Annotated in this window: 17 protein-coding genes and 2 pseudogenes; 10 read left to right on the top strand and 9 right to left on the bottom strand. The window is 67.7% G+C overall.

Going from position 1 to position 13,111, the window contains the following annotated elements; translation table 11 throughout:
• Window positions 1-31 precede the first annotated feature (31 nt).
• Entirely contained in the window at window positions 32-454 is a 423-nt protein-coding gene (locus ABU113_RS09630; RefSeq protein ID WP_454559298.1) for a hypothetical protein, read from the bottom strand.
• Window positions 455-532: 78 nt separating this feature from the next.
• Window positions 533-877, bottom strand: a complete 345-nt coding sequence (locus ABU113_RS09625) for a hypothetical protein (protein ID WP_454559297.1) — start codon at window positions 875-877, stop codon at window positions 533-535.
• A 141-nt stretch (window positions 878-1,018) separates the two neighbouring features.
• Here ABU113_RS09625 and ccmA point away from each other — a divergent pair, with 141 nt between their 5' ends.
• The 9 genes from ccmA (at window position 1,019) to ABU113_RS09580 (ending at window position 7,459) form a co-directional block, all read left to right on the top strand.
• On the top strand, window positions 1,019-1,621 hold the full coding sequence (ccmA, locus tag ABU113_RS09620; RefSeq protein ID WP_454559296.1) for a heme ABC exporter ATP-binding protein CcmA: 603 nt from the start codon (window positions 1,019-1,021) through the stop codon (window positions 1,619-1,621).
• Complete coding sequence (gene ccmB / locus ABU113_RS09615; RefSeq protein WP_454559295.1) at window positions 1,621-2,265, top strand: heme exporter protein CcmB; 645 nt, start codon at window positions 1,621-1,623, stop codon at window positions 2,263-2,265. The genes ccmA and ccmB overlap by 1 nt, the downstream gene beginning before the upstream one ends.
• Before the next feature lie 61 nt (window positions 2,266-2,326).
• Window positions 2,327-3,061: a heme ABC transporter permease gene (locus ABU113_RS09610; protein ID WP_454559294.1), complete on the top strand. Its 735-nt coding sequence runs from the start codon at window positions 2,327-2,329 to the stop codon at window positions 3,059-3,061.
• Window positions 3,058-3,222 (top strand): heme exporter protein CcmD, encoded by a 165-nt coding sequence (gene ccmD / locus ABU113_RS09605; RefSeq protein WP_454559293.1) that lies wholly within the window; start codon window positions 3,058-3,060, stop codon window positions 3,220-3,222. The genes ABU113_RS09610 and ccmD overlap by 4 nt, the downstream gene beginning before the upstream one ends.
• The gene (ccmE, locus tag ABU113_RS09600) at window positions 3,222-3,737 is read left to right on the top strand and encodes a cytochrome c maturation protein CcmE (RefSeq protein WP_454559292.1); all 516 of its coding nucleotides are present in this window, start codon (window positions 3,222-3,224) and stop codon (window positions 3,735-3,737) included. Before ccmD ends, ccmE begins: the two co-directional genes overlap by 1 nt.
• Complete coding sequence (locus ABU113_RS09595) at window positions 3,737-5,722, top strand: heme lyase CcmF/NrfE family subunit (RefSeq protein ID WP_454559291.1); 1,986 nt, start codon at window positions 3,737-3,739, stop codon at window positions 5,720-5,722. The genes ccmE and ABU113_RS09595 overlap by 1 nt, the downstream gene beginning before the upstream one ends.
• 53 nt (window positions 5,723-5,775) lie before the next feature.
• A complete protein-coding gene (locus tag ABU113_RS09590) occupies window positions 5,776-6,318 on the top strand; it encodes a DsbE family thiol:disulfide interchange protein (protein WP_454559290.1) in 543 nt (180 codons plus the stop codon).
• Window positions 6,315-6,773, top strand: coding sequence for a cytochrome c-type biogenesis protein (locus ABU113_RS09585; RefSeq protein ID WP_454559289.1), 459 nt, complete (start codon window positions 6,315-6,317; stop codon window positions 6,771-6,773). The genes ABU113_RS09590 and ABU113_RS09585 overlap by 4 nt, the downstream gene beginning before the upstream one ends.
• Entirely contained in the window at window positions 6,770-7,459 is a 690-nt protein-coding gene (locus tag ABU113_RS09580; protein WP_454559288.1) for a tetratricopeptide repeat protein, read from the top strand. The genes ABU113_RS09585 and ABU113_RS09580 overlap by 4 nt, the downstream gene beginning before the upstream one ends.
• 52 nt (window positions 7,460-7,511) lie before the next feature.
• On the opposite strand, the gene ABU113_RS09575 is transcribed toward ABU113_RS09580, so the two are convergent.
• Entirely contained in the window at window positions 7,512-7,955 is a 444-nt protein-coding gene (locus ABU113_RS09575; RefSeq protein ID WP_454559287.1) for a DUF1330 domain-containing protein, read from the bottom strand.
• Between the two features lie 169 nt (window positions 7,956-8,124).
• Between ABU113_RS09575 and ABU113_RS09570 the strand changes: the two genes are divergently transcribed.
• Window positions 8,125-8,418 (top strand): hypothetical protein, encoded by a 294-nt coding sequence (locus tag ABU113_RS09570; protein WP_454559286.1) that lies wholly within the window; start codon window positions 8,125-8,127, stop codon window positions 8,416-8,418.
• Window positions 8,419-8,515: 97 nt separating this feature from the next.
• On the opposite strand, the gene ABU113_RS09565 is transcribed toward ABU113_RS09570, so the two are convergent.
• The 6 genes and pseudogenes from ABU113_RS09565 to ABU113_RS09540 all read right to left on the bottom strand — a co-directional run bounded on the left by ABU113_RS09565 (window position 8,516) and on the right by ABU113_RS09540 (window position 12,743).
• Entirely contained in the window at window positions 8,516-9,697 is a 1,182-nt protein-coding gene (locus tag ABU113_RS09565; RefSeq protein ID WP_454559386.1) for an EAL domain-containing response regulator, read from the bottom strand.
• A pseudogene (locus ABU113_RS09560) lies at window positions 9,671-10,186 on the bottom strand (ATP-binding protein); the annotation flags it as partial. The pseudogene ABU113_RS09560 and the gene ABU113_RS09565, both read right to left, overlap by 27 nt.
• A pseudogene (locus tag ABU113_RS09555) lies at window positions 10,173-10,787 on the bottom strand (Mu transposase domain-containing protein); the annotation flags it as partial. The pseudogenes ABU113_RS09555 and ABU113_RS09560, both read right to left, overlap by 14 nt.
• 15 nt (window positions 10,788-10,802) lie before the next feature.
• A complete protein-coding gene (locus tag ABU113_RS09550) occupies window positions 10,803-11,741 on the bottom strand; it encodes an IS110 family transposase (protein ID WP_454559285.1) in 939 nt (312 codons plus the stop codon).
• Window positions 11,742-11,938: 197 nt separating this feature from the next.
• Complete coding sequence (tnpA, locus tag ABU113_RS09545; protein ID WP_454559284.1) at window positions 11,939-12,331, bottom strand: IS66-like element accessory protein TnpA; 393 nt, start codon at window positions 12,329-12,331, stop codon at window positions 11,939-11,941.
• 202 nt (window positions 12,332-12,533) lie between these two features.
• Window positions 12,534-12,743 carry a hypothetical protein gene (locus tag ABU113_RS09540; protein ID WP_058539811.1) on the bottom strand — a complete coding sequence of 70 codons (210 nt, stop codon included), beginning with the start codon at window positions 12,741-12,743 and terminating at the stop codon, window positions 12,534-12,536.
• Window positions 12,744-13,111 lie beyond the last annotated feature (368 nt).

The following is a 13,111-nucleotide window of genomic DNA, read 5'->3' as shown; positions in this document are numbered from 1 at the left end:
CAACGGCTTGATCGAGATCAGGGACGCCGCGTCAGTCGAACGGCAGCGGATAGTCGGGCGGCAGGCCGAGCCAGAGTAGCGCCGACTCCGGCTTGCGGAACACCGCCCGTTCGATGTTGTCTGAATCCACCTCGGCGGCATAGATGCGGGCGAGGCCATGATTGAGGTCGTTGTCGACGAGAATTGCCGCCCGCGAGGGTCCGCGCCGCGCCGCGCCCGCGATGGTGGCCCGTGCCGCCCGCTTCAGATCCGTCATGGTCGGCGCCGCCGCAATGCCACGATAGTCGTGCAGCGAACACATCTCGGCCCGGAAATCGGGCCGGCTCAGCAGATCATCGAGGAAGACATGATAGCCATCGGCGGTCAGCGGCCGCAGCCAGCGCACGAAATAGCAGCCGACGGCGGGATCGATCCGTCGGATGTCGTGAATGGGCGTGTTCAGGGGCTCAGGCATGGCGCGCTCGCGCAACCGAAGGGAGAATATCCTGGACGTTATGCCACATCATGGCCGCGAGCGCCTTGATCTAGCCCCTTAAATTCGCCGGTGCCGATCAAGACGGATGTTCAGCACCAGTTCGTGCCCGGCAATCACCAGCGACACCTCGGCCGTAGCCGGCACGCTGATGCCCAGCTTGTCGCTGTAGCGATGCATCAGCGCCACCGCCTCGTCGGCGGTGAAATTGTGGAAGTCCTCATAGTCGCCGCCCGAACCCGGCCGCGCGGCGGCCAGGCAGGTACGGCCCTTGTAGTCGTGGAAGCCCCGCACCCGTACATGTTCGCGCGAGCCGAAGAACTCCCCGGTCTGGATCAGCGCCTGGATCACGGCGTCGCGGATTTCCTCCGGCATGAAGTGGATATTGCGGGATTCATAGGCCATTGAACCCTCCCCGGCGGCGCGATCGCCCTGCGTGGCGTCAGCCTAGTCTTTCCGCCGATCATGATGAAGGGTGGGTTAACAATGGCGCGCCGGCGGCGCAACGGCTTCCATCTCGCACGATCAGGCTCTAGGGTGCGCCCCATGCCTGACCCCGAGTCCGCGTCCCCCCTGACCGTCACTGATCTGGCCTGCCGCCGAGGCGGCCGCCTGGTGTTCGCCGCACTGAGCTTCCGGCTGGCGGCGGGGCGGGCGCTGCTGGTCACCGGCCCCAACGGCGCCGGCAAGTCGAGCCTGCTCAAACTGCTGGCGGGCCTGCTCGCGCCCGCCGGCGGCACGCTGGAGCGCCCCGGGCACATCGCCTATCTCGGCCACGACAATGCGCTGAAGGCCGTGCTCAGCGTTGAGGAGAACCTGCGCTTCTGGGCCGGGCTGTCGGGGGGGGCGGCCGTCGAGGACCGGCTGGCGCGCGCGCTTGACGTCACCGGGCTCGCGGCCCTGGCCGACGTGCCGGCGCGGCTGTTGTCGGCCGGGCAGAAGCGGCGGGCGGGGCTGGCCCGGGTGCTGGCCTCCGGCGCGCCGCTGTGGCTGCTCGACGAGCCCACCGTCGGCCTCGACACCGCGTCCATCGACCGCCTCGGCCCGGCGTTCAGCGCCCATCTGGAGGGCGGCGGCATGATCGTCGCCACCAGTCACGTGCCGTTGCCGCTGGGAGCACCGGAGCAGCTGGCGATGGGAGGCCGCTGATGCTGCGACTGCTGACGCGCGAGTTGCGACTGGCCTGGGTCGAGCGCTCCGGCGGCGCCATCGCGCTGATCTTCTTCCTGATCGTTGTCAGCCTGTTCCCGTTCGCGGTCGGTCCGCAGCCGCAGGTGCTGGCGCGCATCGCCGCCGGCGTGGTGTGGGTGGCGGCCCTGCTGGCCTGCCTGCTCAGCCTGGAGCGGCTGTTCCAGCCCGACGCCGAGGACGGTACGCTGGAGCAGCTGGTGACCCACGGCCTGAGCTTCGAGGCGATCGCCACCGCCAAGATCATCGCCCACTGGCTGACCACCGCGCTGCCGCTGCTGCTGCTGACTCCGCTGGCCGCCATCCTGCTCAATGCGCCCGCCGCGAGCTGGGGCCTGCTGGCGGCGGGGCTGGCGCTTGGCACGCCGGCGCTGTCGGCGATCGGCGGCGTGGCGGCGGCGCTGACCGTCGGCCTGCGCCGGGGCGGTATCCTGATCAGCCTGCTGGTGTTGCCGCTGGCGGTACCGACCCTCATCTTCGGTGTCGGCCTGCTCGACCCGCTGGCCGGGGTGGCGGCGCTCAAGTGGCTGGCGGCGACCACCCTCGTCGCTTTGTCGGTGAGCCCATTCGCCGCAGCGGCCGGCCTGCGCGCCGCGCTCGAATGATGTTATGGAAGCCGCCGAACTGGGATAAGAACCGCGTCACCACGCCAATCGAACGGAAACCATGCACCGCTTCGCCAACCCCGCCCGCTTCCTGCGCCTCGCCCGCCTGATCCAGCCATGGACGGCGGCGGCGATGTTCGCCTGCTTCGGCGTCGGCCTGTATCTGGCGCTGGTCGCCAGTCCGATCGACTACCTCCAGCGCGACACGGTGCGAATCATGTACATCCATGTGCCGGCGGCGTGGATGGCGATGCAGACCTACGCGGTGATCGCCGTCGCCAGTCTGGTCTCGATCGTCTGGCGTCACCCGCTGGCCGACGTGGCGGCCCGTGCCGCCGCCCCCATCGGCGTCGCGTTCACCGCCATCTGCCTGATCACCGGGTCGCTGTGGGGCAAGCCGACCTGGGGCACCTGGTGGGTGTGGGACGCGCGGCTGACCTCGGTGCTGGTGCTGCTGTTCATCTACATGGGTTACATGGCGCTGTGGTCGGCCTTCGACGACCGTCAGCGCGCCGCCCGCGCGGCCGCCGTGCTGGCGCTGGTGGGCGCCGTCAATCTGCCGATCATCAAGTTCTCGGTGGACTGGTGGAACACGCTGCATCAGCCGGCCAGCATCCTGCGCCGGGGCGGCCCGACCATCGACCCGTCGATGCTCAAGCCGCTCGCGGTCATGGGTCTGGCCTATCTTTTCTTCTTCATCACCGTGTTGCTGATGCGGATGCGCGCCGATCTGGCGGCGCAACGGCTGGAAGCCGCCGCCGAGCGGCGGGTGATGGCGCAGGAGGTGCCGGCATGAGCGGCTTCCTCGCCATGGGCGGCTATGCGCCCTACATCTGGACCGCCTATGCGGTGGTCGCGGTCTGGCTGACCGGCCTCGGCCTCGTCAGCTGGCGACGGATGCGGCAACTGGAAGCGGCGGCGGACGCGCTGCGCGCCCAACGGAGAGCAGAACGATGATGCCCGGCCAGAAAAACAGCGGCAACCTGAAGCCCAAGCACCAGCGGCTGGTGCTGGTGGGCCTGGCGGCGCTGGCCATCGGCGGCGCGGCAGCACTGGGCTTTTCCGCGCTGCAGGACACCATGACCTACTTCTACTCGCCCTCCGACGTGCAGACCAAGGGCGTCGAACCGGGGCAGTCGATCCGGCTGGGCGGCCTGGTGGCGGCAAATTCCGTGCAGCGGCTGCCCGACGGCCTGACGCTCGCCTTCACCGTCACCGACACCGCGAATGCCGTCGACGTGCGCTACAAGGGCCTGGTGCCGGACCTGTTCAAGGAGGGCTCGGGCGTTATCGCCGAGGGCCGCTTCGGCCCTGACCGGGTATTTGTCGCCGATTCGCTGCTGGCCAAGCACGACGAGAACTACATGCCGCCGGAAGTGGCGGACTCGATCAAGCGGGCCGGCGAATGGAAGCCGGCGGCGACCCCCGCCCAGCCGGCCCTGCCCGCCACGCCGGCCAGCAGGTCCAACTGATGGCCGAACTGGGACATCTCAGCCTCTGGCTGGCGCTCGCCATCTCGCTGTTGCAGGTGGTGCTGCCCAGCCTCGGGCTGGCCCGCCGCGATGGCCGCCTGGTCGCCCTCGCGGTGCCGGCGGCGCAGACACAGGTTCTGCTGGCCCTGGCGGCCTTCGGCGCCCTGACCTGGTGCTTCGTCACCTCGGATTTTTCGGTGCGGATCGTCGCCAGCAACAGCCACACGCTCAAGCCGATGCTCTACAAGGTCACCGGCGTATGGGGCAATCACGAGGGCTCGCTGCTGCTGTGGGTCGCCATGCTGGCGCTGGCCGGCGGCGCCGTCGCCACCTTCGGCCGCCGGCTCGACGCCGGTTTCCGTGCCCGGGTGCTGGCGGTGCAGGGGCTGATCGCGGTGGGCTTCTATGCCTTCCTGCTCATCACCTCCAACCCGTTCGCCCGGCTGCTGCCGGTGCCGGAACAGGGCAGCGGCCTCAACCCGATCCTGCAGGACCCCGGCCTCGCCTTCCACCCGCCGATGCTTTACCTCGGCTATGTCGGCCTGTCGGTCGCCTTCTCCTTCGCGGTCGCCGCGCTGCTGGAAAACCGGGTCGGCCCGGCCTGGGCGCGCGAGGTGCGGCCGTGGGTGCTGGCGGCGTGGGCGGCGCTGACCGGCGGCCTCGCCCTGGGCAGCTGGTGGGCCTATTACGAACTGGGCTGGGGTGGCTGGTGGTTCTGGGATCCGGTGGAAAACGCCGCCCTGATGCCGTGGCTGGCCGCCACCGCGCTGTTCCACTCGGCGGTGGTACTGGAAAAGCGCGACGCCCTGCGCAACTGGACGGTGCTGCTGGCGGTGGTCGCCTTCTCGCTGTCGATGCTGGGCACCTTCATCGTCCGCTCCGGCGTGCTGACCTCGGTGCATGCCTTTGCCGTCGACCCCGAGCGCGGCCTGTTCATCCTGATCCTGCTGGCCTTCTACATCGGCGGCGCGCTGACGCTCTATGCCTGGCGGGCAGGCCAGGTGCAGGCCGGCGCTACCTTCGCCGCCGTGAGCCGCGAGGGCGCGCTGGTCGCCAACAACCTGCTGCTGTCCGCGGCGCTCGGCACCGTTTTCATGGGCACCCTCTATCCGCTGGCGCTGGAGGCACTGACCGGCGAACAGATCTCGGTCGGCGCCCCCTACTTCAATGCCACCTTCACGCCGCTGATGGTGCCACTGATCGCACTGATGGCGGTCGGCCCCTTCCTGACCTGGCGCCGCGCCCACAACCGGCTGGCCAGCGCGCTGGCCCTGCCAGCGGCGGCCGCCATCGGGGCCACGCTCACCGCCTACGCCTTCGCCGACACCCGTGGCGCGCTGGCGCTGGTCGGCTTCGCGCTGGCGGCCTGGCTGGCGGTGGCGGTGATGGTCGAGCTTTCCGGCCATCTGCGTCATGGCCGGGGTGGCGCCGGCTCCACCTGGGCGCGACTGCGCCGCATTCCACGCGCCGCCTGGGGCATGAGTCTGGCCCACCTCGGCGTTGCCGTCACCGTGTTCGGCGTCACCGCCTCCGGCGCCTGGCAACAGGAGACGCTGGCCAACCTGCGACTGGGTGAGTCCGCACTGGCCGGGCCATACCGCTACACGCTGGCCAGCGTGATGCCGGTGGCCGGCGACAACTTCACCGCGCTGGAAGGCCGCTTCGCGGTGACCCGCGACGGTCGTGCCATCGCTGTCATGACGTCACAGGCGCGGGCCTATACCTCGCCACCGATGGAAACCACCGAGGCCGGCATCAAGCCCCTGTGGGGCGGCGACCTCTACGCCGTGCTTGGCAAACCCGACGGCCGGGGCGGCTGGCAGGTGCGGCTGCACTGGAAGCCGTTCATCCCGTGGATCTGGTATGGCTCGGTGCTGATGGCGCTGGGCGGCATCGTGGCGCTGACCGACCGGCGCGGCCGGGCCAGCGCCGCCGTGCCCGCCGCCGAACCCGTCGACCCCGTCAACGCGCTGGCCGCGGAGTAGCCATGACCGCCTCGCCCACCCCTCCCTCCCCGTCCAGGCCGCCAGCCGCGCCGATGCCGCTGTCGCGCAAGCTGCTGGTGGCTCTGCCGGTGCTGGTGTTCGCCGGCCTGGTCGCGGTGTTCGTCAGCCAGCTGAAGCCGAAGGATCCCAACGCGGTGCCATCGGCGCTGCTCGGCAAGCCGGCGCCGGAGTTCTCGCTGCCCGGCTATGATGCCGAGCACCCCGGACTGGCCACCGCCGACCTGCGCCAGGGCACGGTGACGGTGGTCAACATCTTCGCCTCCTGGTGCGCGCCGTGCGTCGCCGAGCTGCCACAGCTCCAGCGGCTCGCCGAGGACCATGGCGTCGTCGTCCACGCCATCGCCTGGAAGGACAAGCCCGACGACATGGCGGCGGTGTTCGCCCGCGCCGGCAACCCGTTCCGCCGCATCGGCATGGACAACGAGGGCCGGACCGTCATCGACTGGGGCATCGCCGGGGTGCCGGAAACCTTCATCGTCGATGGCCGGGGTACGATCATCCACCGTCACATCGGCGACATCCGGCCCGAGCAGGTGGCCCGCATCGCCGAGATCGTCAGGACCGGCAAGCCATGAATCACCGCCGATCCCCCCTCAACTCCGCCCGGCCGGCACTGCTGCTGACGCTGCTGCTGGCGCTGGCCTGGCCGCTGGCCGCCGGCGCCACCGCCATGGACCGCGACACTCTGGCCGACCCGGCTCAGGAGGCCACCGCGCGGGCACTGATGACCGAGATCCGCTGCCTGGTCTGCCAGGGCGAGTCGATCGCTGATTCCAACGCCGACTATGCCGCCGACCTGCGCCGGCTGGTGCGCGAGCGGGTGGCAGCCGGCGACACGCCACAGCAGGTGCGCGCGTTCCTGGTCGCCCGCTATGGCGATTCCATCCTGCTCAAGCCGCCGGTGAAGCCCGCCACCTGGGCATTGTGGGCGGCGCCCGCCCTGTTCCTGGGTGTCGGCCTGCTGCTGGCGCTGCGGTTGTTTCGCCAGGCACGGCCCCGCGCCGGCGACGCCGGGGAGGACCGGGCATGATCCTCGGCGCCGCCATCGCCCTCACCCTGCTGGTCGGCCTGTGGCTGGCCCGGCCGCTGCTGGCGGCCGCCCCCGGGCGCGGTCTTTGGCTGGGCATCGTCTCGCTTTTCCTGGCCGGCGGTATCGGCGCCTACGCGCTCGCTGGCCGGCCCGACCTGCCGGACCAGCCGGCACCGCCCCGGCCCCAACCGGCCGAGGCCTCGCGCGAGATGGCCGCCGCCTACGAGGCGTTGCGCGCTGATCCGGCCAATGTCGCCGGCTGGATCAACCTGTCGCTCGCGCTGGGCCAGATGGGCCAGACCGCCAAGGCCGCCGAGGGCCTGCGGGTGGCGCTGGGCGCCATGCCCGGGCAACCGGACCTGTGGGTCGCCTATGGCGAGACGCTGGTCGCCCACGCCGAGGGCCAGGTGACCCCGGCGGCACGACTGGCCTTCGACAAGGCAAGCCAGCTGGCCCCCGATCATCCGGGGCCGAAATTCTATCTTGCGCTGGCCTGGATGCAGGCCGGCCGGCCGAAGGAGGCGCTGGCGGCACTGGAGGATCTCAAGCGCGCCTCGCCGGCGGACGCGCCGTGGCTGCCGCGCGTCGAGCGGATGATGCGCGGCGCCCGGGCGATGATGGATGCCGGTCTCGGCGACGGGACGGGCGCTGGAACCAGCGCCGCGATCAACCCGCCGGCCCGCTGACCCGGCCGGGGCCCTCGCCGGGGCTTTGGCCGGCAAGCATCGGCGTTACACCCTAGAAATGGCCGCTGCCGTCGACCGGCCGGGTCCGGATCAGCCGCGAATCGAGCAGGGCGGCCCGGCGATGCCGGGTGGCATGCTGGTAATCCGGGTTGCGCAGCATGTCGATGAAGGCCTGCGCCGTCGGATAGGCGGCGATGAACGCACTGTCCCACTGTTTGTCGAGCGGGCCGATCACCATCAGTTCCGGCGTGCCCGCCCACAGCTGCTCGCCGCCCACCGCCCGGAAATGCGGCCCGGCTTCGGCGGCGTAGCGGGCATAAGCCGCCGCCCCGCTCACGGCCGGTCCGCCGGCCTCCGGGTCGTCAGGCGCGTAAGCCGCGACGTCGCGGAAACGCAGCAGATTGATCATATGGACCGGCGCATCCAGGGGCAGGCCGAACATCATCTTGAAGCGGTCCCGTTCGGGATCGATATAGGTCGCATCCGTTGTATTCATGGCCATTCTCCTCCCGGCGGTTAGGATACGCCGACTCGGCCGTCCGCGCCCAGCCCGCTCTGGCAATCGGGCGCCATCAACCCCATATTCATCCTGATCACCGGAGTCCGGACGGCGTTAACCCACAATGTTCAGGACTCCTTGACCTTTGATGGCGTAAGGTATGGTCATGCGCATTGCGTCCGATGCACCTCTGTCGACTCAGCTGTCGCGGCCTTTTGATGCCGCGCGCGAGTCTGCGCGCGCCACCGAACCGGTGGCGGCGACCAGCGCCATCGACAGCCAGCGCCTGGCGGCTCAGGCGCAGCGCGTCGCGGCAACCGGGCAGGTGGAGAAATCGGCGACCCGCGAGAGCGGGCAGGCGGAGCGCGAGGCCGACAACCGTCGCTTCGCGCGCGAGGCCCCGAACGGGCAGCGGCCTCGCTACGTGCCCAAGGGCCAGTCCCTCAACATCCTGGTCTGACAAATCCCCGACTGAACGTCGCCACGGCACGACAGGCGGACGCCCCGGCACGATCCGGCCCGCCCGACACTCGACGATGAGGGTTCGGTGCCCGCGGTCAGCCCGCGCTGGCGCGGTCTGTCGCGGTCCACGCCGCGTGCCAGCCGGCGAGCTGGATAATCGGCATGGGCCGGGCGATGAGATAGCCCTGTGCGATATCGACGCCGATCGACTTCAGCCAGCGCCAGGCCGCCATGGTCTCGACGCCTTCCGCCACCACCGTCAGGCCAAGATCGCGCGCCAGTGCGGCCGAGGATTCGACGATCACGCGGGCCCGGGAGTCGCTTTCGGCTTCCTGCACGAAGCCGCGATCGATCTTCAGTTCCTGGATCGGCAGCCGCCGGAGGTTGTCCATGGTGGAGTGGCCGGTGCCGAAGTCATCGATCGACAGGGCATAGCCCGCCAGCCGCAACCGGGTGAGAATGTCCAGCGCCATCGTCTGGTTGGCTGGCACCGAGGTCTCGGTGATCTCGAAACGGATACGGCAACCGAGGTCACCATGACGCTGCAACCGCTCGACGATCAGCTCCGGCAGACGCAAATCGGTCAGTGCCGAAGGCGACAGATTGACACTCACCGCGCCGTGGAATCCTAGCGATCCATTGACATGCCGGAGATCGGCGACGACGCTTTCCAGCACCGTGAGCGTCAACGCCGATGACAGACCACTGGCCTCGGCCAGCGGAATGAAATGCTGCGGCCCGATCAGGCCCTGTTCGGGGTGTTGCCAGCGCGCCAGTGCCTCGATGCCGACCCACTGGCCATCGGCCAGCGTCACCATCGGCTGGTAATGCACAACCAGCTCGCCTGCGGCGAGCCCGCGGGCGAGATCCTCCGGCGCCAGCGCCAGCGCCGGCGCGGCTTCGCGCTGACCTGTCTGCGGCAGCCGGCGCAGCATGTCGACCAGCGCCACCGAGCGTATCGGCTTCTCCAGACAGCCGCCCACCGACAGCCCGTAGCGGGTGGCGAGTTCCCGGGCACCATCGAGCACCTTGCGATCGAAGCCGCTCACCAGCACCAGCCGCGCCTCGCAACCCCGGGCGGCGAGACGACGCATCACCTCGACCCCGTCGAAACCAGGCATCGACAGGTCGAGCACAACGATATCGAAGCAGGCAAGGCTCTGGTCAATGAGCGCGATGATCTCGGCCGGACGGGACGCGGCGGTCACCGCGAAACCGGCAATCGTCAGCACATCGCGGAACAGCTCCGCGGGCAGATAGCCCAGCTCATCAAGCACCACGAGGTCGAGCCTGCCGAGCTGGGCGGCGATGGAGCCGGCCTTGCCGATGCGGGCTTCTTCCTCGAGCCTGGTGACGAGATCGACCGTGTTGAAGTAGCGCCCGCGGGCCCCGGCACGCACGACGCTGGCGGTGATCGCAGTGGCCAGATGGGTCTTGCCGGTCCCTGTGCCGCCGATGAGCACGATGTTGCGGCGACCGGGTAGGAACGAACCTGCGTGCAGGGAGCGCACCAGCTCTTCGTTGATCGGGGTGCCCTCGAACGCGAAGGCGTCGAGGTCCTTGATTACCGGCAGCTTGGCTGCGGTCATGCGGTAACGGATCGAGGCGGCATGACGATGCGCGGCTTCGGCGCGCAACAGATCGGTCAGGATCTCGTGGGTCGTGCGCTTGCGCTGCAACCCAGTGGTGACCGCCTCGTCGAAGGCTCCTGCCATGCCCTTGAGCCCAAGCGAACGCATCGCCTCGATCATCTCATGCCGCTGCATGGAGGCCTCGCACCGTATCGTAGCGCGCGCAGTCCGCGATGGGCGGGTGGCTGAGCTTGAGATCGGCGACCACATCCAGGGGGCGCTCGGATGGCGGGTCCCGGTATCGGGCCAGGATGTTGAGGATGACCTCGTCGCTGACAGCACCGCTATCAAGCGCCTCCCGGATCGCGGCCTCGACCGCTTCCAAGCCATCGGTCATTACCGATGCCAGCACGCGCACGAAGCGGCGGTCGGCGTCATCACCGCCGCCCAGCTTGCGCCGCAACCGCGTCAGTGCCGGTGGCAGGTCCCACCCCTGGAAGGGTGCGCCGTTCCGCAAGGCCCCAGGCTTGTGCGCCAGCACTGGCAGGTAATGCCAGGGATTATAGATCGTCCGGTCGCGGCCGAAGTGCCGGGCATGCTCGGCGATTACCTCGTCGCCTAGGCGCACGACGATGCGGTCGGCATAGGCGCGGACCTGAACGGCCCGCCGCGCCGCCTTGGCCATGACCGAGTAGCGGTTACGGTCGAAGCTGATCAGGCACGTGCCGGTCACGGCATGGGTGGTCTCGTGGAAGCCGTCGAAGGGCGCCAGCATCGGCTGCAGGGCTGGCCGCTCGAGTATCCGTCTTGGTCAAGGGCGTTTTGGCTGCCAGTCGCGCCCTTCACGCAACAACGTGTTTGCCAGGACAATGATGCGCCGCATGATGGCGGTGATAGCGACCTTTTTTGCTTTTCCCGCCGTTACGAGCTGCTGATATTTGTCGCGGAAGTCATGGTTGAAGCGAATAGCGACCAGCGCAGGCATGTAAATTGCCCGTCGCAGCGATGCCCTGCCACCGATAATCCGCTCTTTACCCTGCCACTTGCCTGACTGTTGTGTCATTGGCGCAAGCCCAGCCAGAGCGGCGATTTTCTTGCTCTCGAGATGTCCAAGTTCGGGCATGTCGATCACCAAAGTGGTCGCGGTTAATCTGCCGATGCCTGGAATGGTCATGAGACGTCTGATGCGCGCATCAAGGGTTCCACGCTGCTTGGCAATCCGCGCAATCACTTGATCCAAAGCTTTGATGTCAGTGTCTATGTCATCGATCCGGCGGCGTAGTTGGTCCTTCACCAACAGGTTGCTCGCCGTGGCAAGCCGCGTCTTTGCGGTGATCTGATCTTTGACCAAAGCGCGCCTCGCTGTCAGCAACTCTTTGAGATCATGGACATCTTCGCCTTCTATGTCTTGTGGGGCCAGATCAAGAACCACACCCATTCGAGCCAGCATTTTAGCATCAACCCTGTCAGTTTTCGCCAGACGGCCGATAGCCTGTGCAAAGCGCCGCGCCTGCTTTGGATTGACCTTGATGAAGCGCTGCCCCGCCAAACTGAGGTATCGCTCAAGCCCACGATGATAGGCGCCGGTTGCCTCGAACACGACCAATACCGCGTTATCTTCACCCAGCCACGTGCATAGCTGGGTGAAACCCTCGACGGTGTTGGGCAAGCTACGCGCTACATCTTGCGAATGCCAAAACGCATCCAGACGGTCTTTCGAAACGTCGATTCCGATGGTATCCTTGGCCATCTTTTCTTTCTACCTTTGCTTGTCGTTCGGGCCCGGAGCCCACGTATCCGTTCAGGTCGTAAGAAAAGACGGAGGCTCGCCAAACTCGACCGCGGTCCTGCATGACCAAGCTCCGCACGGCGCCGCCCCCGCCACTACACGGCACCGCAGCTGCGGTGCCGTGTAGTGGCTCCTGTTAACCTAGGAGCCGGGAATTCTCATAAGACAAGCTCCCCGACAAGTTCGAGCACCATCTTCAGCGCGCCGCGATCAACCAGACTGTCGACCGACACCGTAAATCCGCCCCGGGCGCGGATATCGATCCGGCCATGCGGGACCGAAGGCACCGTCGGCGCATCCGGGACCAGTTCCACCGGTACGAACCCGGCCATCGCCCCGCGCAAAAGCTGCCGCCGCCAGGTGTAAAGCTGGCCAGTCCCGATCCCGTGCCGACGCGCCACCACCGCCATGATCGCGCCCGGCTCGGTCGTCTCCTTCAGGATCGCCAGCTTCTCCTCGTCGCTCCAACGGCGCCGGCGCTCCACTCGAACGAGCGCCGCACCGTCGTGCCGACCGCTCATACGAGGCTCGTTTGACTGCTCGATATCCACTCGCAAAGCCTCCTGTCGCCTCGCGAACTCCATCACCGCCCAGAAACTGACAAGGCCGGGTTCCGTCGGCGCTTACACTGATGCTGCAGCGCCGAATTTGCTCCATGCACGCGTCAGGGCTGATCGCCATCCGCTTGGCAGCTTCCTGGTAGAGCTCAATCCGTTTCGCCATGCGGCAATAGTAGCATGACGGCAATTCTCATCAATCGGCCTTTGGCCAATCGCCTCCGTGTACCTCACGCTCGTATTTCGAAATACGCTTCCATGCGATGGCGATTTCGTCAAATCCATCGTTCGAGAACAAGCGTTCGCACAGGCGGTCGATTTCGTGCGGGTCGTTAGGCAAGCTCTCGTCCTCACGGTACTTTGCGACCGCGTCCATTACTTTCAGAGCGTCGTCGTAGTTTGCCATTCGGTGCTCGTTTCGACCCTGTGATCGGTCGCATTGCTGTGGACCGTATGTCAAGACTGTATCACTAACTATCAAGGGTTTGCCGGTTGTTCGATTGGGCGCATTGCCGGTTGCATTGGCGTCGAGGCAAGCCTGTCGCGTGAAAGCGTTAGACTGCGCTGCGTTGGGTCGCGCTCAGCATCAAAACCCTTGAGTCGGTATGGCGCTCCTCTGCGAGGCGGACCGCCGCAAATCTTATGACCATACATTCCCCAAGTGGCATGCCGTCTGACGTGAGCTTCGCCTGAATCCGACCGCAGGACAATCATTTTCCGTCCCGAGCGGCGTCGTCGGGCGCGCAAGGCGCTGAGACAGGGCAGATCGGCCCG

The organism is Parapedomonas caeni, assembly GCF_041060555.1.
Taxonomy (GTDB): Bacteria; Pseudomonadota; Alphaproteobacteria; order Sphingomonadales; family Sphingomonadaceae; genus CAUJIW01.
The sequence above is the reverse complement of the archived record's forward strand: the minus strand, read 5'-3'. Positions and strand labels throughout refer to the sequence as shown.